The following is a 20,359-nucleotide window of genomic DNA, read 5'->3' as shown; positions in this document are numbered from 1 at the left end:
AAAGACTGCATCATGCCGCGCGACTTCTTCGGCTACGGCTCAAACCCACCCGGCGTGACCTGGCCCAACGGATCACGGGTAGCCGTTTCCTTTGTCGTCAATGTGGAAGAAGGGGCGCAGCTTTCCCTCACCGCAGGCGATGAGCGCAATGAAAGCGTGTATGAGGCGCGTGAAGAGGTGGTCGGCACACCCGATCCATGTATGGACAGCCACTATGCCTACGGGCCGCGCAAAGGCTACTGGCGTATCGTGCAAGCATTGGAGAAACATGGCGTATTAGCGACTTTCTCAACATGCGGGCGTGCCGCCGAGACCTGCCCATGGCTGATCCAGGATGCTGTTCAACGAGGCCACGAAATCGCCTGTCACGGCTGGCGCTGGGAAACCCATGCGCATATGGACCGCGCAAGTGAGTGTGAGGTCATCGCCAAGACCTACGCAACGCTGGAGGAAGTTGCAGGCACCGCACCGGTTGGATGGCATACACGATCAGCATCGACGCCAAACACCCGCAACCTGCTGCGCGAACATGGCGGCTTTCTTTACGATTCCGACGCTTATGATGATGATCTTCCCGTGATCTTGGACGACGCGGAGGGGCGACACGTGATCCTGCCCTACGCCTTCGACACCAACGACATGCGGTTTCAACCGGGCGGTGGGTTCATCCATGCAGAGGATTTCTCCCGCTACTGCTTGGCCGCCTACGACCGGCTGCTCACCGAAGAAACACCATCTGTGCTTTCGATAGGACTGCATCTGCGCATTCTTGGACGCCCCGCGCGCATTGTGGCGCTCGACCAGATCCTCGACGGAATCAAGGCTCGCGGCAGCGCCTGGATCGCCTCGCGTCGGCAAATCGCTGAGCACTGGTTGAACGTTGCAGGCTAACCCGCGGTGTCGATCCGTGCTTCGGCCAAGGCAACCGCGCTAACGATCGGCTCGATAATTGGTACATCAAAGTGCGGTTTCAAAACGCGCGCGGCCTTCGCCAATGGCCCGCCTCCGATCACAACTGCCTCTGCCCCATCGCCAACACACTGATCGATCGTCTTGGCAAGCGCTTCCACCAAACGGTCTGTGTCTGCCATCACCACAAAAGGGTCTCCTTTGGTGAACCGCACCGACACACATTCGGCCGTCAGCCCCAACTGCGTGGCTTTTTGGGTGATACGCGGACCAAGCGCTGGCGTGGTCGTCGCTATGCTGAACAATCGCCTGTTCTGACCGGCTTCAAGAAGGCTGGCTTCGGCAATGCCGACCACTGGCACTGGCAAACGCGCACGCAAGCGATCAAGACCGGGATCACCGAAAGCTGCAACGACGACAGCGCCATAGTTGTTATCGATGGGCGTTTGGGACACGGCTTCGGCCGCCTGATCCAACGCGTCAGGTGTCGTGATGATCGGCGGCACGCCTATCATGGTCACACCATGAATGGTGCTGGTCTTGGCCGCCTCACCTGCAATCTCCACCATGGCGCTGGTGGTCTGCGCATTGCTGTTGGGATTGATGAGCAGGATGGAGCGTTGCATCGTCAGCTTACGAACGAGCCGCCAAAAACGCGCGGGCGATATCCTCACGTGTCGCGACCCAAATGCGATCCTCATGGCGCTTGAGCAATTTCAAAATGTTCCAGACCGCCTGAAATCGGGCGGGCCTCCCGCAAATGCGCAAATGAAAGCCAATGTTGAGCAGTCGGCTTTGGCCTGCCTCTGCCTCCCGCAGCAACGTAGCCAGTGCGTCCTCAACATAGTCTTCCATGTCTCGCGAGCGGACAAACCCGTTGGGGTGGAAGAACTTCATATCGTTGCTGTCCAAGGCGTAAGGAACAACGAGCAAGTCTGGATGATCGATGTCCGCATAGGGTAGATCATCGTCAAAAGAGTTAGACGTGTAGAGAAAGCCGCGTTCAGCGAGAAGGCTGCGAGTCCACACGCTCTCGCTGCCACGGCAGAAGAACCCAACTGGTTTGCGTCTCGTTGCAGCCTCAATAGCCGCGACGGCCCTATCAAGGTCAGCAGCTTCCTCTTCGGCTGTTTGGTAGTCGGCCTGCGGGCGCCATCGCCACCCATGGCACGCCGCCTCATGACCCTGGTCCGTGATCTGCTTGGCAAGCTCCGGCGCGCGCTCGACCGCCTGTCCACAACAGAAAAAGGTCGCTAGAAACTCATAATGCGACAACACATCCATGAACCGCCAGAACCCAGCGCGCATACCATAGGCAAATATCTGTTCCTGACCCATGTCGCGTGTGCCAGGCGCGACCACGCTCATCACCTCTCCCATGGGTTCAGAAACCGCGTCGCCGTCGCCAACCTGCCGTTCGGCACCCTCTTCGAAGTTCACAACCAACGAGACAGCCAAACGCGACCCGTTCGGCCAAAGGATATCGGGCGTCTGCCCGCCATAACCGATGAGGTCGCGGGAGGCATCCATCACTGCTTGGCCAAACGCTCAAGCCCCATGGTGCGCGACAACACGATCATGATGAGGAACGCCAGCAGAATTTCCAAGCTCGAAAGCGCTGCCACCATCGGGCTGCTGTCGAACTGGACGAGATTGTAAAGCTCCACTGCGAGAGGACGCGAACGCGGGGATGATGTGAAAAGTGCAACGGTGAGATTGTCGAAGAACTCGATGAACACAAATGCCGCAGCGGCAGCGATCGAGCCGGTCAACTGCCGCACCGTGATGCTGGTGAACGTGCGAAACTTGCTCGCCCCCATCGACAAAGAGGCTTCTTCAAGGGCCGGATCCAATTGGGCCAGGCGGGCCATCACGATGCGCACGGCAAACGGCATGCAGAAAACCGTCAGGCCAAGAACAAGCATCAGATTGGATTGCCGGAACGCGATAAACGCGCCGAAGAATAGCAGCGCGACGCCTATCACCATGCCAGGGATCATCTGCGGCGCGACGATCAAAGCTGAAGCGAAGGCCTTGCCTGGATAACGCCCTCGGACAAGCGAATAGGCGGCCGGAATGGCAAAGCTCAAAGCTATCGCCGTAGCCGCTCCGGCCACCTGGAGGCTGGTGATCGCCGAGTCGATGATCTGCTGGCGACCAAACAAATCGGCGTACCAGTGCAACGTGAACCCCTGAGGTGGGAACGTGATGTAGCGCGTCTCGGTGAAGGAAATCGCGATCACGATCAGGCTCGGCAAGACCAGCAACAGCAAGGCGAAGACTGCCAACGTCACCATGACCGCTGTTCCGAGATGATCAAGCCAGCGTGAGCCTGCCGCTTGTGGCAGCGCGCGTGCCGACGCAGCAGTGTCTGTTGGTGATGCGGGCTCGGCAATGCTCATGATTTAGCGGGCTCCATCCACTTCATGAGGCGATTGCCGACCAAGCCAATCAGCATGATGAAGACGAAACAGCTGCCGAGCAGCAACAATGCCAACATCGCACCCTTGCTCCAATCCAGGATCACCACGATAGACTCGTACACTTGCACTGCAAGCGTCGTGTAGGCACCGCCACCAAGAAGCTGCGGAATGATGAAGTTGGTGTAGGAGAGCGCGAAGACGATTGTCAGGCCGGCGACGATGCCCGGCACACTCATCGGGAGCACCACGCGGAAAAAGGTTTGAACGCGGCTTGCGCCCATGCCCAACGACGCCGCTTCTAGATTGCGGTCACGCATGGCGAGCACGGTGATGAGCGGCAAGATCATGAATGGCAGATGGACCTGCGTCATGCCAACAATCACAGCAAAATCAGTGTTCAGCATGCGAATAGGCCGGGTGATGATCCCAAGCTCGATGAGAGCTGAGTTGATCACACCACGCCGCCCGCCCAGGATGACGAGCCAAGCGTAGGTGCGCACAATCGCGCTGGTCAAAAGCGGGGCGATGGTGAGAATGAGAATGAGCATCTGGGCGCGGCGGCCAACCAGCGTGTAGACATAGGCAACCGGGTAAGCGAGCAAAAGACAAACAACCGTGGAAATCACGCCGACATAAAAGGACTTCCACCAAACCCGCCAAAACAGATCATCCTGCAGCGTTTCGGTGAGATACTGCAGCGTGAAGCCGGTTCCCATCACTTGGCCACGCTCGATGGTGGTGAACCCGAACGAGAAAAGCACCGCCATCGGGGCGATGAAGAAAACCGTTAGGAAAACAAAGGCTGGCACAGCCGGCCAAACCCCTTTCCACTCTTTGAACCGTTCAAGCGCGCCGGCAATCATCACAGAGCGCCAAGCACGGGTTTGCAGCCATCCTTGTCGCGCACCGACACATAGACCTGGTCGCCAACATCAAGCTGGATATGGTCATGACGGTCGATGAGCGCGCGCACGGACGGTCCGCCATCAAGCGCAATTTCATAGGCCATGTCAGGGCCAGTCAGGCGGACAAAATCCACACGGCCAGGCACAGCGCCGGGTACCACCTGCGGCGTCAGGTTGAAATTCTCTGGTCGGACCACGATGCTTTGCACATCATTCGCCCACCCTTGATCGTCGGCGACAAACCTATCGGCAGCCTTTCTTGGCAATACATTGGCCGCGCCAATAAAGTCAGCCACAAAGGCTGTGGTTGGACTGTCATAAATCGTTTGCGGGCTGGCGAACTGTTCAATGCGCCCTTCTGACATCACAGCAATGCGGTCGCTGATCGTCAGGGCCTCATCCTGATCGTGCGTCACACAGACGGCCGTCAACCCGACCCGCTTCACGATCTTGCGCAACTCAATCTGCATGGCACCGCGAAGCTTGGCGTCAAGCGCGTTGAAAGCCTCATCCATCAACAGCACTTTGGGATGAAGAACCAGCGCACGTGCCAGAGCTACGCGCTGTTGCTGTCCGCCCGAAAGCGACTTTGGAAACCGGTCTTCAAATCCGGTAAGCGAAACCATGTCCAACGCTTCAGCAACGCTGCTTTCCATGGTTTTGCGGTCAGCGCGGCGCACAGAGAGGCCGTAGCCAACATTTTCCGCCACCGTCATGTGCGGGAACAGGGCGTAGTTTTGAAAAACAAAGCCCACATCGCGCCGGTTGGGCGGCAGGGTTGTGACGTCTTCACCAGCCAGCGTCACACGGCCTTGTTGCGGCGTCTCAAAACCCGCGATGCAACGCAGAAGCGTTGTCTTCCCGCAGCCTGAAGCGCCAAGCAGCGTCACAACCTCTCCAGCATCAATCGCCAGCGAACAATCGCGCAGCACATGATTGGCCCCAAAATGTTTGTTGAGGGCTGAGACCTCAATCATCAACTCAATCCCCTTAAACGGCCGTCGCAGGGTCACCGGCAACTGCATGCAGCGAACGCCGTGTCAAAAGACGGCTCGTTTTGAACCGTGTCGTGTCGTTCTTCAAATGCATGCGGCGATTGGGGTCGAAGCCAGCCGCATCAGCCCAATGATACGCCAGCAGCTGCAGCGCGCCAGATGCGAGCGTCGCATCATCCACGTTTAAATCATCGCGCCAGGTCATCTGCCAACACGCGGCATCAACACCAAGGCTGGCCGGTCCAATCGCAACCGTGTCGACTTCCATGGCGCGCAGCGCATCCGCCGATTCCTTGGCGATGTCGGCAACGAACGTGCTTGTTGGCAGCATGACGGCCACCTCCCCTCTGGCCATGGTCCAGTACTGGCGATGAGCAAACTCTTCGAGGTCATCGGACCAGACCGGCGTTGCTGAGAGCTCAACGATCTTGGCCGCACCATAATCTGCGACAGCTGATCCGCGACGCCCACAGGATAGATACCGTGCGCCAGGTGTGCTCTTGGCTTTTTGAGCAGCGATGTCCTCGGCGATCGGCCCGACCTCAGCCAGCACGTATCCCAGAGCATCGGCCGTGGTCGTTATCTGCTCCTGCATGGCGCTCACCGACTGGCCTTCGGAAAACGCAGAGAAAGCGGCCAAAACAGTGCGCGTCGCCGTGAAGCTGGACGTTCCGCACAAAAACGGTGCGACATCATCAATTTGGAGGGAGAAGTTGGCAAGGCCGAGTTCGGCAAGACGTCCGCCAGCACTGTTGGTGAGGCTAACAGCCTGGGCACCTTGTTCAACTGCCCGCGTCGCCGCCTCAACCGTCCGGTCAACATTGCCGGACATGGAAATGGCAATCAGTCGATCGGCTGGAGTGATCAATGGGCCCTGATCACCAGCAATCTCCAGCCCACTAGCGGCCAGCAATCCCGGCTCACCGGCGCGGGAACTCGCACTGCGCGCCGCGAACCAGCCGTCGCCGCTACCAAACGCGATCAAGCGTGACGCAACACGCAGATGCTCGCGCCAGAAGGCTTCGATATCGCCGAGACGTGACGCCAGCCCTCGCAAAAGCAAGGGCTGGCGCATGATGTCTTCAAGCATGGGTTTCTCAGTCACCCGTGCCTCCGCTATGCCGGAAAAAGGAGAACTTAGACCGCGAACTCGCGATCAAAGCGTTCCACCAACTGCGGACGAACAGCGACAATGGCATCCCAATTGACCGTCTGTAGGTTCGCAACCTCTTCCGGCGTCGAAGGCGTGTAGGGACGAGCGGCCTCAGGCACTGAAACACCCTGGACCGTTACACCGAAGAAGTAGGGCGAGTCGGCCGCCATCTCCTGGTATTCCGTGCTGATCACACCATCCATAAAGCGATGCGCCATTTCTGGGACGCGGGTGCCGGTGATTTCTGACATCATCGACAAAATGGCAACGGGCCCTGGGTCCGGCTTGACGAACTTGATCGGCAGGCCACGTTCGGCGGCAACGGCGGCGTCGTTGTTCCAGAGCGGCGTTACGCCAATCTCGCCTCGCTCCAGCATCTGCGCGAGAATGCGCGGGCTACGACCGGCAATCGGGTTAAGCTCTTTCAACTTCTCCCACCCGGGCTCGAGATTTTCTTCCGAGCCGCCAAAGATCTTTGAAACAACGGCCAGCGTACCAAGGCCAAGGTTCGAGGACGTGCGGCAGAGACCCACCATGCCAGCATATTCCTCGTTCCAAAGGTCAGCCCAACTGGTTGGCGGCGTTTCCACCATCTCTTCATTGTAAGCGATGCCGATCAGCGAGAACGTGGCTGGCACACCAAAGCCGCTGGTTTTCTCCCAAAACTCCGGAACGACATTCTCGTAATTGTCGATCGTCGACGGGTCGAGCTGCTGAATGTAACCATCGCGCTGCGCAATCAGGTGTGGCGGCTCGCCATTTGGCATCACGTCATAAGGGCTGAAACCCTGCGCTGCCTTGATCTGCGCAACGATATCCTGTGATTCACTCGGCACAAGTCGGACGGTGAGGCCAGGAAACTCCTGCTGCAACTGGTCACCCAGCCAACGGTGCGGCTCCTGCAGAGCACCCCCATAGCTGATAACGATGAGTTCTTGCGATTGAGCACGCACAATATTTGGCATCGACAGAGCCGCACCGGCCCCGAGAAGCGTTTTGCCGAAAGCTCGTCTGCTCAGTTTCATCAATATTCTCCCTGTGTCCCGGGCAGGCCCCTCGACCTGCGGTTGCGACCAGATTGATCGCTTTTGCCTTGAGCGTTCGATGACACCGCCGAACATCAAAGACTGTCTCTCATGGTATCCACGCCCCAAGACGTGGAACGAGTGGTTGAGCGGAAGAGGAAACCCGTTCGCAAAACCACCTCGCGCACTTTCACTCTATATCGAAAAAAAAGAAAGCACAATTTTAGTGCAGAGATGCCGCAACCTTAGTCGTTGGACGCTATCCGACGGACAAAGAAGCACTTCCGGTCACTCCATACGCCGCAGCAGACCATACTGCATTTGCGGCTTCTATGCATCTCGATTTGTAAAGTCCAATGGACGTATTGCTACAGTTCTGACCAGTTCCGAGATCTGCGCACCACTTACCAACCGCAAGATACGAAAGATCCGGCATTTTTCTTTCAAAAGTCATCAAATAAAAAGCAATAGAAAGAATTTTGAAGCGAGCCGCATGTCCAATGCCGTGCGACCTCAGAGGAAACCCTCATAACCATGGGCTGTCGTCCTGCTTGCCCGGCATCGGTTAAAAGCAGCAACACGTCTCTGGGCAGCTCAGGAGCGTGGCCTAAGGAACACACGCAACGGGCCAACCGCTTAACTTGCCGACCAAAGGCCTCGATGGGCAGAACTGATGACTGGAATGTTGTGTTCAACAAAAAAACGCGAGCAAACATCAAACCACGTCGCGATGCAGACCTGACGAACCACTCAGTGATTAGAAGAATGGCAAGGGCAACAGTGTTCGAACCCGCGACCTACGGTTTTGGAGACCGGAAACAAAGCTTTAGACAATCCATATTGAAGTGTTTTTCAGGCTCCAGGGCCTGTTGCGCAAGACTTTAGGTATGTTGACGGTGGCCAGAACGGCTCATCGCTAGCGGTTCTTCGATGAAGGGCCCGACCTCGTGGTCGGTGGTGGATTCGACGAGTTGGGAAAGAACCGTGGTCTCGCTGGTACGGAGCAGCAGTAACATCGGTGGCAACAAAGCAAACAGCAAGATAGTCGCGGCACGGTGCTCCGATAGAAAAGCGATAGCTGCCAACATCAGGCCGCTTTCCACCGATGGGAGAAGTCGAAAGCGCCATCGTAGCCAAACAGCGCCGCAGAGCCCCCGGTGTGGATGAACACCACCCGTTCGCCAGCTTTGAAATGCCCTTTGCGGACCAAGTCAACAAAGCCCGCAGCGCCCTTTGCCGAATAAACCGGATCAAGCAAGATGCTCTCCAACTCAGCAAACATAACAATGGCTTCCTGGCCAGCCTGGGTCGGAATGCCGTACCCCTCGCCCACATAATCGGTGTTGGCGACCACATCACCGCGCTCAACAACACCAGAACAGCCAAGCTTGTCCGCTGTTGCACAGGCCAGATTGAAGACGTTTTCCTCCTGCTTGGCTTTGGGCGCACGCACGCCGATACCGAGCAGTGGGATCTGCGCGTTCATCGCTTTGAGGCCAACGATTAAACCAGCTTGGGTGCCTGCACTGCCGGTGGCGTGCACAATGTGGTCAAGCTTCAAGTTGCCGTCATTGGCCTGGGCCAGCAACTCAAAGGCGCAGTTCACATATCCCAGCGCACCCGTCGGGTTCGAGCCACCGCCAGGAATGGTGTAAACATTTCGACCATCAGCACGTAGCCGATCGGCAACCTTCTCCATCTCGGCATTCATGTCGCCGCCGCCAGGGCGCTTTTCCGTCGTCGCGCCATGCAGATGGTCAAGCAGAACATTGCCATTGTGGTTGTAATTGGCAACGTTGGAGCCGGTACGGTCCTCCAGCAGAATATGACAATCCATCCCAAGCTTGGCCGCAAAGGCCGCTGTTTGCCGAGCATGGTTAGACTGGGTCGCTCCCTGCGTGATCACCAGATCGGCACCAGCCAATTCAGCTTCAGCCATCAGAAACTCAAGCTTACGGGTCTTGTTGCCACCAGTGCTCAGGCCGGTGCAATCATCCCGCTTGATCCAGATCTCAGGCCCGCCAAGCTCCTTGGTCAGTCGGTCAAGGCGTTCAAGCGGCGTTGGCAAATGCGCGATAAAACGGCGAGGAAAACGAGCGAGATGCATGAGAGACTCCTTAACTGACGTTCCACGCCAGTTACTTTCGTTCCCATCGCTGGTCTAATGCCGAATTCCGATCATGCTATGCAAAAACCGCATCTTCTAAACGCTCTTCTTGGTGCCTCGCGACGGCAATCGCCGCATCAGCGCCTAACCAGGTGGCTTAAAGCGCCTCCCACACACGTCGACCGATTTTGTCCAAACGATCAATGGAGCAAAACAGCGACAGAGTGAGTTTTGCATTCCATTCAGGACCGCCCACCGCCACCAGACGGCCATCTGCCATTTCCTCAACGATAGCGCTCTGCGGTAACCACCCCACTCCACTGCCTGCAAGGGTCCGCCGTTTGATCGCTTCCGTCAGCGCATCCATGTAGCGTAGCGCAAGAGGCGGTTTACGCGAACCAATCGTCTGATCCACCACGGTGCCCAGAAAACTCGTTGGGTCGTAGCCGAGATAGGGCACCTGCCGACTCGACGGTGAAGAGAGCGTCCAGCCGCCAAGTGTCGCCGCTTTTGCTTCAGCCACGGGGATCAGCATATCGACGCCAATGTCCTTGCGGGTAAACTGCTTTTCATCAAAAACTGGCGAGACGTCTTGGTGGCTGTAATACAGCAGGAAGTCGCAGGTTCCTTCCGAGAGCATCTGACAACAGGTGCGCAAATTGTCAGAATAGACCCGCACTCGCAGACTCGGCATCGTCTCTTCAAACTCTGCAATGCGCGATGATAGATAATTGACCGATATCGTGTGAAGAACGGCAAAGCGTTGGAAAGCGGTCGTTCCCCTCTCCTCGGCTCGGATCGTCTGACGCATGTCGGTCAGGTTGGCGATCGTCTCTTGCGCGACAGGCAGAAACTGCTTACCGGCATCCGACAACTGAACCGGATAGGTGGACCGCGTAAAGAGTGGCGCGCCAAGCCAGTTCTCCAACGATTTGATGCGTCGACTGAAGGCCGGTTGCGTGATGTTTCGCTCCTCAGCAGCACGCGTAAAATTCAGCGTACGCCCGAGGCATACAAAGTCCTGAAGCCAGTTAATATCCATCAGATGCTCCAAATTACGCCGCTAGCATGTTGATTTTACGAAACTATGCAAGATCAGAATGCAAGGATGCGATGTTTGAATTGGCGCAGCCTCAGCGGCTGCGCATAGCCTCTCAACCTTAGGGCGTGTCACATCGCATAAAGACGCAAACCGCGCACCGCTTTTCGGCAAGCCCTTACTGGAACATGGTCTGAGGGGACCGGCAGAAACACCATTGCCGCTGCATTCTGACCGACTAAGGGAGCTACATATGACACCTTCTTGGAAACTAACATCGGCGGTATCCGCCTTGGCTTTGGCTGCCTCGATCGGCACCGTCCACGCCGAGACAACGATCCGTCTGTCCACCTATGTCAACGAGTTCGGACATTCGCTATCAGGGATTTCGGCACTTTGCTGAACAGGTCACTGAGCGCACCGGTGGCAGTGTAACCGTCGAAATTTTTCCATCGGCAACGCTTCACGGATGGTCTGAAGGGGTGGATGCGTTGCAAGGTGGTGTCTCCGACATCAGCTGGATCAACGCTGATAACCGCCTACCCTGCTATGCGGTGACGTCCCTCTATCCCGCCGAGGTCAGCCTTGAGCGCCAAACCGAGTTGGATGCCGCCTACGCTGAGTTGATACGCGCAGAGGCCGCCGAAATGAACCTGGTGCCGCTCATCAACTCTAACTACTCCTATGACCAAGAATGGTGGTTTGAGGAGCCCGTCGATGACCTTGGCAATCTGGACGGTCAGCTTGTTCGCTCCATCGGCCCGCTGGTCAGCCTGATGATTGAAACCTGGGGTGGTGAACCGGTATTCGTGGCTCCACGCGAAGTGTTCCAGTCTGCAGAGCGTGGCGTCGTTGACGGCATTAATATGGGTGTTGCCACATACTCGTCGTGGCAGCTTTGGACGGTGATGCCGGTCATGGTCAACGCCAACCTGTTTTACGGCAACATCCAGTACATGATGAACAAGTCTGTGTTCGATGGCCTAACCGCTGACGAGCAAACCGCACTGACCGAAGCGGCAGCTGCAACCGAAGCTTGGTTGCAGCCACTCTATGAAGCCTGGGTCGATGAGCAGGTTGGCAACGCAGTGATGTCCGGCGGTGGTTCGGCTGTTTCCATCTCTGACGACAAGCGAGCAGAGCTGATCAGCAGTGTGGCTGACACTTGGAACGAAACAATCGATGAAGCCTGTGGTGCCGATTTGGCAGAAGCGTTTCGCGATTTACTCGAAGATCACGCTCCCTAAGGCAGACCCAAATCGGGTCTTCCATGCCCTGGCCGGTTTCGCGAACCCTTGAGCATTCCGGCCGGGGTACTCTTCTCAACTGCCCAGACGGACCGTGCCATGTCCAATCGTCTTGATCACCTTATCCGCCTTGTTGAACGCGCCGTGGTTTGGATGGCTGGAGCCGGTGCAGCCATCGTCCTCATACAGATGCTTTGGATCTCTTACGGTGTAGCCGTGCGCTATGGATTTGGACGTCCCGACCGCATGGTAACGGAGGCCACAGCCCTGTTGCTGTTTCCGGTCGCGTTTGCTGGCCTTGCCTATGCCATGCGTGAGGACGCGTATCCCAAAGTGACCATGTTGACGGATCTGCTGGGCGCATCCGCTAGAAAAGTCTTGGCGGTCATCAACCACCTGCTCATGCTCGGTGTTGGCCTCTTTTTGTCCTACGCTGGCGTCAGCGCCACCATCCGGTCGTTCAACTCCGGCGCTGCTTCAGAAATCCTGCACTGGCCGCGCTACATGTTTTGGGCCCCTGGCGCAGCATCGCTGCTTCTCTTCTCGCTCTATGTCGCGCTGCGCTTGATCCGTTTGGTCAAGACGCCTGTCACACAGGAGACTTGATCTATGGAATGGTACTATGTCGGCCTTGGACTGTTGGTCCTGTTAATGCTCTTCATCAGCATCGGCCTGCCCATCCCCTTCGCTTTGGCGGCAGCATCCCTGCCCTTTCTCTGGGAAATCCAGGGATGGAGCACCTCGGTTGTTTCCTCTGAGCTGAAGCTGTGGGGGGTATGGATCGACTACATTCTGCTCGCCGTACCCCTGTTTGTGTTCCTTGGCGAACTGATCGGCAAATCCAACATAGGGCCCAATCTCTATCAGTTCTTGCACCAGGGTGTGCGGGTGCGCGGCTCAGCAGCCTATGGCTCAATTGGTGCGAGCGCCGGGTTCGGTGCCGTATGCGGCTCCTCCATGGTGGGAGCGCTAACCATCGGCGGTGTGGCACTGCCTGAAATGCTGCGTCTTGGCTACGGCAAACGGCTCTCAAGCGGCGTCTTGGCCGCAGGTGGAACACTGTCCGTGCTTATCCCGCCAAGCTTGATCCTCCTGTTCTACGGCATTGTTACCGACCAAAGCATTGGTGATCTTTTCATCGCCGGAGTTGTTCCCGGCCTCATCCTTGTATCCTGCTTTTTTCTGATCGTTTTGGTGTGGGGCTTCTTAAAACCCCAAGACATTCCAAGCCGTCAGGACGCAGCAAAGATGCCGCTGCTGATGATCCTCATGACCATTGGGCCCATCGCTCTCATCGGTCTGGTGATCACGGTGGCGATCTATGCCGGGATCGCGACACCCACCGAGGCGGCGGCGGTGGCCGCCTTGCTTACAGTCATCCTTGCTTTCGCGGTGGGTGGACTAACGTGGCAAGGCTTCAAGCAAGCCATCTTCGCCACCATGCGCACGATGGGTTATCTTGGCCTGTTGCTGTCAGCCGGGGTGCTGTTTGGCTTCGTGCTCACCTATCACCGGGTACCACAAGAGTTCACCGAATTCTTTCTATCCTTCGATCTCTCACCGACCATGGTGCTGATGATCGTGCTGGTCTTTTACATCGTACTCGGCATGTTTCTTGAGCCGGTCTCAATGACCTTCATCACGTTGCCAACCATCTATCCTTTGATGGCAGCATCCGGTTTTGATCTCATCTGGTTTGGCGTTGTTTTCACTGTGACCATGGAGATCGCGGTTCTCACCCCACCTGTCGGCCTCAATCTCTACGTCATACAGGCAATCAGCAAAGATGACGTCAGTATTGCCGATGTCATCATTGGCTGCCTGCCTTTTATAGCTTCGATGGTGCTTCTCATCGCGCTGCTTATTGCCTTCCCTGACTTGGCGCTTTGGCTGCCAGAACAGATGAACTGATGGCCGACGACGTGTCTACATACCGAAGCTCTGGACAGGGGCCTGCGATGGTTCTCGTCCATGGCTATCTCGGCGGTAGCGAGCAATGGGCGGCTGAGATGGAGCAGTTTAGCGACCGTTTCCACGTCATTGCTCCCACCTTGCCAGGTTTTGGCACTGCTGCTGGCGAAGCCGGTTACTCTCGCATTGAAGAGATGGCCAATCATATTATTGCGCTGCTTGATCGCCTGCATGTCGATGATTTCGTTTTGCTCGGCCACTCCATGGGCGGCATGATCGCTCAGAGCATTGCAGCCATGGTTGGTGACAGGGTTCGCAAACTCATTCTTTACGGCACGGGCCCTCTGGGTGTCATGCCTGACCGGTTTGAACCAATCGAGGCATCGCGCGAGCGGCTGGGTCGCGATGGCGTTGACCAAACCATTGAGCAAATCGGCTCCACCTGGTTCTGTCGCGGGAGCGAGGCGCCAGAGTTTGCTCTGGTAAAACGAATTGGCGCTTCGGCCAGTCGGTCAGCTGCGCTTTCTGCGCTGGATGCAATGTCGGTCTGGGATGGCCGTACGGCGCTCAAAACCATGGAGATGCCAACGCTGATTGTCTGGGGCGATCATGATCGTTCCTATCGTTGGCCGCAGATTGAAACGCTTTGGACCAGCCTACCCAATGCTCTTCTGTCGGTCATTCCAGGCACAGCGCACGCCGCCCATCTTGAGAAACCAAAGCTCTTTCATGCGATCCTAGAGGACTTTTTGTCCAACTAGAAAAAGCGGTTGTACATCGTGCGGGCGGATCCGTATTTTTGGGCTTTGCTATGGGAAAAGCGCAACCCGTTAGCCGTCCCGGAGAGCGTTTGGGCGACACTCGCACTGAAAGATCAACCCTCTCGTCGATCACAAACAAACTCCAAACTACCAAACAGTGTGCGTAGCTTGTGCCAGCGTGGCTCTGGCGCAGCCAAGTCCAATGATTGTTTTGAGAAAATGGCTGGGGCATCAGGGTTCGAACCCATGACCTACGGCTTTGGATCCGAAGACAGACATCATAAGATACTGAAATAACTTGGCGAACTAAGATCAAACACCAATGATGAGTAAGTCATTGGCAGTCTTATTGCGAGATGGGCAGAGCTTCGTCGCAACAATTGTATCAGAGGGTCTCACCCTTCGCTGACGACAATTCAGCAGACACGGGACCATCGAAGCCTGTCCAAACGGACCAATCCTTGGAGTGAATCCAGCCAGTTCTCAGAATGAAGATTTTTCCGATCTCTTCCTCTGAAAAACACTTCGGAAAAAGCGGTCAGGCGTTAGATGTGTTTATCCGTTGTGCACCAGCCCGCCCGCACGGATTTCTTCGAAGTAACCCGGCGCGCCCATTTGCCCCCCTTTCAGTGCAATCTCCAAGGTGCGTTCGTCCTTGGAGTGAGGGTGAGCGCGATAAAGGCCAGCGCCAGGGGCAATTGGCATCAGTGCCGTTAATGCCAACATCTCAAGGCGCTTGAGTGCGTAGCCTGAGCTGTCGCCTCCAGCGATTGCCGCCCGTGTTACAGCACCGGCGTTGATGAGTGCGGCCAACACCTCGCCCAACGCTTCTCCAATCTGCTGGCTTGCAACCTCGCGGGTCAACCCAAGTTGCTCTGCTGCCTGCCGATGCTTGGCTATGGCAGGATCATCTCGGCCACGTGCGGTGTAGACCAAAGGCGATTTGCCCTCTGACAAAATGGCGAGTGAGGCTTCGACACTTCGACCAACTGCCTCTTGCCGTTCAGCGCCCAAGCAACGGTCAGTATCAAGCTGGACGCCAACGAAACCATTGGCGAGTGCCTGATCAATTTGGTTGCGTGTCGTTGAGGACAAAGACCCTGATAGGCCCACCATATGCTTTGCTAGGCCAGGAGCTTCCAATTGGGCCCTAAAGTCAACGTTTTCGCCGCTGGCTCGCCAGAATGCCACAAGCGCTTCTGCCACACCTTGGGAGCCCGCGAGCAAACTGCCATGCGGAAGGCTAGCAAAAAGCTGCCCGCAGGAGATGAGATCGGCTGGGCTGACTGCGTCAATCGAAACCAATCCAGAGTTGGTTTCCGCCAAAGCCGCGAATGTTTCAACGATGTGAGCTAAGTCCGTCAGCGTGATCAATCCGATGGGGTCGTCGGTTTGTTGGGCGATGTGTTTTGCGACATCGGCTTCGCCCATCGGGGTAACAGGATGGCGAGATACCACCGGATGCCGATCCAGCCGATAGACGGTTTGATCAGAACGGGCGAAAAGCGTGCCGAAGCACTGATAGCGTCCCATTTTCGGTGAAGCAGGAAAGATGGGGACTGCGCCTGATCCAAAATAGCCGCGTGCTAAACTCAAAGCCTTGCCGATTGAACCGACCTCAGGCGAGGAATCGAGTGTCGAGCAAATCTTGTAGAGGTTAAGCGACGCGTTCAGTCCTCGTAGAAAGGCAAAAGGCTCGGGTAAGTTTTGTTCCATCCAGGCGGTGCCGTGGGCGCGGCTGGTACCTGCCAACCCGATGGTACGGGCACTCGCAAAACGCGCCAACTGCTTAGCATTGGGGATATCGAGGAAGAGAACGCTATCCACGCCAGCAAAGGCGAACTCCTCCATGACAGCCGCTGACCCGGTGAAATCGTCACCGTACCAGGCAACCAACGGCGCATTGGGTTGGCTCATTGGGCGTAGGCATCCAAAGCGCGTGCCAAGGCCGGATGCTCTTTGGCGTGATCTACCGCTGGAATACCTTGCTCGGCGGCGTCCCACGCTTCACGCAGGCTACGCACACCAGCTTCAATGCCATCTGGATGCCCAACAATGCCGCCACCAGCGGCATAAATAAGATCGGTCGTTTGCATGCGCCGGTAGGTCTCATCAGGTTGAATCGCACTTTGACCAGAGGAAAAAACCGGCATGGTAAGGCACGGTTTGTCGTTGAACAGCGGCGTCAGCAAGGACTGAGCCGATTGAATGACGCTGTCATCTGGCTCGCAAAACTTGTTGCGCAGTCCATTCACATGCAGATGGTCGGCACCAGCTAGGCGCCAAAACTTCGACCAAGCAACATGCGACCACCCGAGCATGGGGTGGCGAGACAGGTAGCCCCAGCCGTTGCGATGGGCGTGGATGGGCAGTTGCGAATGACGGCCAAGCGCAATCATGCCGCCAAGCCCGACGGAGTTCACACTTGCCATGACGCAGGTGCCACCCAGTTCACGCACGAAATCGTGACGCGCGCGCATCTCGTCGACTTCACCTGTTAGATTGAAGGCGTACATGACTTTCTTGCCGGTCTTCTCAGCGTGCGCATTTATCACCGCCATAACGGCTGTCACGCGCTCTTCAAACGGACAATAGGGTCCATCGGTTTGAAGCTCATCATCTTTGATAAAATCGATACCGGCCTGCGCCAAGATCGCGACGCGGTCGGCAGTTTCCTGCGGGGAAAACCCGACACTTGGCTTGATGATTGTACCGATCAAAGGACCTTTGGAGACACCAGTTAAACGGCGCGTGCCCTCAATGCCAAACTGCGGTCCGGGATAGATATCTGCAAAAGCTTGCGGCATGCGAATATCCATGACGCGCAGGCCAGAAAAAGGCTTTAGTTCAAACAGATTACCGCTGACAGTTGCCATGAGATTGGGCAGCGACGGACCAATATTACCCAGTGGCCACGATAGGGTGACATGTGCACGTTGATAGGTTTCTCCCACTGCCGCACCGGGTAACGATGGCGTATCGACGGTCTGAAAAACCTCCAAGTGCTCAACGCGCGCAGCGGAGCGAGCTTTCAGTTCTTCGGTTTCACCAGGAATGGGCAGAAACGTGCCAGAGGATTGTTCGCCCGCCATGGTCTCCGCAGCTTCCTGCGGGTCTATGGCTGTCTCGATGACATAGTCGGCCTCAATGCGGTCGGTAACGGACATCGATGCGGTCATGACGTTGTCTCCTGCCAGTCCGCCATGGTGATGCTGGACCTGGTTTCTGCTGCGTCGTAGGCGGCCAGGGCCAACGCAAGTGTTTTGAGATTGTCAGCGCCTGAGGGAGCAGGGTCCGCCTGCCCGCGCGCAACATCGGCGGCATGGTTCTGAAAGCGCATGACGCTGTCCTGCACACCCTGCCAAGGTGCTCCGCCCCAGCTTGGAACAGCCGGCGCGGCATCGATTTCGCGTGCGCCGCTGCCAGTGTGAAGGGTAAGGCGGTAGTCTTGACCAAGCATCAGTGTGCCTTGGTCACCCTCAATGCGCGCCAGTGTTTGAGGGAAGGGATCGGGGGCTACTTTGCTGTAGAAGGAACAATCGCAAATGCTGGTCGCGCCACTTGTGTGGACGAGCATCGCGGTAAAAGCATCCTCACCGCGCACAATTGGGTTGAGGCGCTGGGTGGTGCAAGAAAGCGTGTCCACCTCGCCAAGAAAATGGCGGGCAAGATCGAACAGATGAAGCCCCACATCCATGATCGTGAAACGTTCAATTTCGGCCAAGTAAGGTTGATTGACGTAGTTGTCGTAGTCGTGGCGAAATGAAAACTGCGCGAAATGAAGACTGCCCAGATCGCCATTCTCGATCATCGCCTTCATTACTGTGAAGGCGCGCTGCCAGCGGAAATTTTCATGAACGATGAGTGTGCTTCCAGATGCTCCGCAGGCCGCAATCATAGCCTCGCCATCAGCGATGGTTTCAGCGAAGGGCTTTTGACAGATGATCGTTTTGGCATGGCCACTTGCCAGTTCAACCAATGCTCGGTGCGAGCCTACGGTGGTGGCCACATCGACGAAATCTGGTGCTTCAGTCGCCAGCATATCTTGCGCGTTGGTGTAGATGGTTTTTACACCAAATCGCTGCGCCGTTGCTTCGGCTTTGACTTCATCTAGATCGCACACGGCAGTGATGGTCACGCCATCCTGACGGGTCCAGGCGTTCATATGATTGTCAGAGAAAAATCCGCAGCCGATCAACACACCGCGTAATGATTGATCAGTCATTATCTTCTCCAAATCCAGACAGATGGAGAGCGCCTTGACCGCAGATATCAGCTGATAGTGACCCGATAGAGTTTGAGAGCGTCACCTTGTCTTGGCTCACCATGAGGTTTGCTTCCGGTCCCAGAGCCGACAAGGCTTTCAACGCTTTACCAATAGGCAGCAAAGAACCATCGGCGTTCATCATTCCCAACCGTCCGCTCGGTGCCGCGAGTGCGATGGCTTCAACGCCTGCTTGTGCAGCAAGCGCAAACGCAGCCACCGCATAGGCGGCAGCAAAAGGGGCTGTCTGCCGTGGATCATCACCCGTCATGGCGATCTTGGCGTGGCATAGGTTCGGCACCAAAGCCGCTCCATACGGGTTGGAGCGCATGCCAATGGAGACCAGACCAAGACGTATCGGCAAATCGCCTGAAAGGGCTTTGGCCGAGGCGAAGATGTAGGGCAAAGTTTCTAAAGTTTCCCACACCGATATGTCGTCCGCGGCGTGGACGATAGCGGCGTTGGCAAACGTCACATAATCACCAAACGATGTATCGGGCGCGCGCCGGTTGAACTCGGTAAAGTGGGTTAGCATGCCCACACCGATGCGCGCGTTTGTGAAGGTTTGGAGCGCGACTTGGGTGCAAGACTCTGGCGAGAGACCTTCCGGCCAAGGACCGGTCGGCTGGTAGCTTTTGAGGTAAGCCTGCGGCAGCGCCGTAATGTGCTTGGCGTTTAACCCGCACCGCTCAAGGCAGTCCTTCACGGTCTCGCAAACGCCGAGCGCATCCTTGTCCTCTGGAACAATGATTTCGACATCGACATCCTGGTGCGTTTGCACGATCTGAGCGAGCTTTTCATCGCTGTAAGAGTCACCCCCGGTAAAGCGCAAGACAGGAACGACACCTCGCGGCAATGATGCGGACGTCAGCCAATCTGGTTCGACTGCTAAGCAGATTTGTGGCAAGCGCACAGGCTTTTGAATGGACTGCGTTGGCCTCGCGGCCACACCCCGATGAGTGCTTTCAAACTTGCGATCCAAATTGACTTCGATGCGCTGGGTGACAGTCTCCCCCTTAACGATCGTGTAAGGGAACGGCAGCGAAAGCGGGCGGCAATAGGTTTTGAAAGAGGCATCCGACCAGTTGCGCTGATCTTCGGTTTCGAACGTTTCGCCCTTGAAGGATATTCTGACATCCACATCGCCCACTTTGTGAGCCAGCCCGCAGATTTCGATGGCAGGTTGTCCGGGCGCTATCTGCTCGGGGAACTGGGTTTGAGTCACACAACCGTCGCTGTGTGAGACCGTCAGGGCGTTACCTGTTGTTCCAGCAATGGGGTGAAGCAAGGTGAAACCGGCTCTGTTGGTCTGGACATCTTCCTTACCGGTGAAAATCAAGTTGGCAGACACAACACCATCTGCGTGGACGACGAAAGTAAGGTCCGCTAGCAGCCTTCCATCGGCAACCGAAAACACCTCTTCGATACGCACGTTATCTGGGGTTTCGTCGATCGAGTTGGACAACAGTTTTGGCGAGAAGGTGCCCCAGTTCGCGTCGCGCACCGGCGCGCTGATCATGCGGATCACTTCGGTACCAGCCACCATCAATCGTCGGACTAGGCCCGGTTCGTAGAGAAAAGAAATATCTCCGACAGAGAGGTGGTGTGGCTCCTGCATCA

At 56.6% G+C, this 20,359-nt stretch carries 18 protein-coding genes; 5 read left to right on the top strand and 13 right to left on the bottom strand.

Annotated elements, in window-relative coordinates:
• Window positions 1-12 precede the first annotated feature (12 nt).
• On the top strand, window positions 13-891 hold the full coding sequence (locus tag ABWH92_RS12730) for a polysaccharide deacetylase family protein (RefSeq protein WP_375568914.1): 879 nt from the start codon (window positions 13-15) through the stop codon (window positions 889-891).
• Here ABWH92_RS12730 and ABWH92_RS12725 read toward each other — a convergent pair.
• The 9 genes from ABWH92_RS12725 to ABWH92_RS12685 form a co-directional block, all read right to left on the bottom strand.
• Complete coding sequence (locus ABWH92_RS12725; protein ID WP_375568912.1) at window positions 888-1,535, bottom strand: aspartate/glutamate racemase family protein; 648 nt, start codon at window positions 1,533-1,535, stop codon at window positions 888-890. The genes ABWH92_RS12730 and ABWH92_RS12725 overlap by 4 nt on opposite strands.
• A gap of 7 nt (window positions 1,536-1,542) precedes the next feature.
• On the bottom strand, window positions 1,543-2,439 hold the full coding sequence (locus ABWH92_RS12720; RefSeq protein ID WP_375568910.1) for a polysaccharide deacetylase family protein: 897 nt from the start codon (window positions 2,437-2,439) through the stop codon (window positions 1,543-1,545).
• Window positions 2,439-3,311, bottom strand: coding sequence for an ABC transporter permease (locus ABWH92_RS12715; RefSeq protein ID WP_375568908.1), 873 nt, complete (start codon window positions 3,309-3,311; stop codon window positions 2,439-2,441). The genes ABWH92_RS12720 and ABWH92_RS12715 overlap by 1 nt, the downstream gene beginning before the upstream one ends.
• Window positions 3,308-4,195, bottom strand: coding sequence for an ABC transporter permease (locus ABWH92_RS12710; protein ID WP_375568906.1), 888 nt, complete (start codon window positions 4,193-4,195; stop codon window positions 3,308-3,310). The genes ABWH92_RS12715 and ABWH92_RS12710 overlap by 4 nt, the downstream gene beginning before the upstream one ends.
• Window positions 4,195-5,214, bottom strand: coding sequence for an ABC transporter ATP-binding protein (locus ABWH92_RS12705; protein ID WP_375568904.1), 1,020 nt, complete (start codon window positions 5,212-5,214; stop codon window positions 4,195-4,197). The genes ABWH92_RS12710 and ABWH92_RS12705 overlap by 1 nt, the downstream gene beginning before the upstream one ends.
• 13 nt (window positions 5,215-5,227) lie before the next feature.
• Window positions 5,228-6,337: an SIS domain-containing protein gene (locus ABWH92_RS12700; protein ID WP_375568902.1), complete on the bottom strand. Its 1,110-nt coding sequence runs from the start codon at window positions 6,335-6,337 to the stop codon at window positions 5,228-5,230.
• Window positions 6,338-6,369: 32 nt separating this feature from the next.
• Window positions 6,370-7,410, bottom strand: coding sequence for a PotD/PotF family extracellular solute-binding protein (locus tag ABWH92_RS12695; RefSeq protein ID WP_375568900.1), 1,041 nt, complete (start codon window positions 7,408-7,410; stop codon window positions 6,370-6,372).
• Window positions 7,411-8,497: 1,087 nt separating this feature from the next.
• Window positions 8,498-9,517, bottom strand: coding sequence for a D-cysteine desulfhydrase (locus ABWH92_RS12690; RefSeq protein WP_375568898.1), 1,020 nt, complete (start codon window positions 9,515-9,517; stop codon window positions 8,498-8,500).
• Window positions 9,518-9,674: 157 nt separating this feature from the next.
• Window positions 9,675-10,559, bottom strand: a complete 885-nt coding sequence (locus ABWH92_RS12685) for a LysR family transcriptional regulator (RefSeq protein ID WP_375568896.1) — start codon at window positions 10,557-10,559, stop codon at window positions 9,675-9,677.
• Between the two features lie 350 nt (window positions 10,560-10,909).
• On the opposite strand from ABWH92_RS12685, the gene dctP reads away from it, so the two are divergent.
• The 4 genes from dctP (at window position 10,910) to ABWH92_RS12665 (ending at window position 14,475) form a co-directional block, all read left to right on the top strand.
• The gene (gene dctP, locus ABWH92_RS12680; protein WP_375568894.1) at window positions 10,910-11,803 is read left to right on the top strand and encodes a TRAP transporter substrate-binding protein DctP; all 894 of its coding nucleotides are present in this window, start codon (window positions 10,910-10,912) and stop codon (window positions 11,801-11,803) included.
• A gap of 99 nt (window positions 11,804-11,902) precedes the next feature.
• The gene (locus ABWH92_RS12675) at window positions 11,903-12,409 is read left to right on the top strand and encodes a TRAP transporter small permease (protein WP_375568892.1); all 507 of its coding nucleotides are present in this window, start codon (window positions 11,903-11,905) and stop codon (window positions 12,407-12,409) included.
• Between the two features lie 3 nt (window positions 12,410-12,412).
• Window positions 12,413-13,714: a TRAP transporter large permease gene (locus tag ABWH92_RS12670; RefSeq protein WP_375568890.1), complete on the top strand. Its 1,302-nt coding sequence runs from the start codon at window positions 12,413-12,415 to the stop codon at window positions 13,712-13,714.
• A gap of 47 nt (window positions 13,715-13,761) precedes the next feature.
• The gene (locus ABWH92_RS12665; RefSeq protein WP_375568888.1) at window positions 13,762-14,475 is read left to right on the top strand and encodes an alpha/beta fold hydrolase; all 714 of its coding nucleotides are present in this window, start codon (window positions 13,762-13,764) and stop codon (window positions 14,473-14,475) included.
• Between the two features lie 555 nt (window positions 14,476-15,030).
• Here the strand turns inward: ABWH92_RS12665 and ABWH92_RS12660 are convergent.
• Genes ABWH92_RS12660 through ABWH92_RS12645 form a run of 4 tightly spaced genes read right to left on the bottom strand, consistent with a single transcriptional unit; the run spans window position 15,031 to window position 20,357 of the window.
• Window positions 15,031-16,392 (bottom strand): four-carbon acid sugar kinase family protein, encoded by a 1,362-nt coding sequence (locus ABWH92_RS12660; protein WP_375568886.1) that lies wholly within the window; start codon window positions 16,390-16,392, stop codon window positions 15,031-15,033.
• Entirely contained in the window at window positions 16,389-17,654 is a 1,266-nt protein-coding gene (locus ABWH92_RS12655) for a ribulose-bisphosphate carboxylase large subunit family protein (RefSeq protein WP_375568884.1), read from the bottom strand. Before ABWH92_RS12655 ends, ABWH92_RS12660 begins: the two co-directional genes overlap by 4 nt.
• A complete protein-coding gene (locus ABWH92_RS12650; RefSeq protein WP_375568882.1) occupies window positions 17,651-18,700 on the bottom strand; it encodes a Gfo/Idh/MocA family protein in 1,050 nt (349 codons plus the stop codon). The genes ABWH92_RS12655 and ABWH92_RS12650 overlap by 4 nt, the downstream gene beginning before the upstream one ends.
• The gene (locus ABWH92_RS12645; protein ID WP_375568880.1) at window positions 18,693-20,357 is read right to left on the bottom strand and encodes a hypothetical protein; all 1,665 of its coding nucleotides are present in this window, start codon (window positions 20,355-20,357) and stop codon (window positions 18,693-18,695) included. Before ABWH92_RS12645 ends, ABWH92_RS12650 begins: the two co-directional genes overlap by 8 nt.
• Window positions 20,358-20,359 lie beyond the last annotated feature (2 nt).

The organism is Ahrensia marina (assembly GCF_042140245.1).
GTDB lineage: Bacteria > Pseudomonadota > Alphaproteobacteria > Rhizobiales > MH13 > MH13.
Note: the sequence above shows the minus strand (reverse complement) of the source record. Positions and strands in the feature narration are given on the sequence as shown.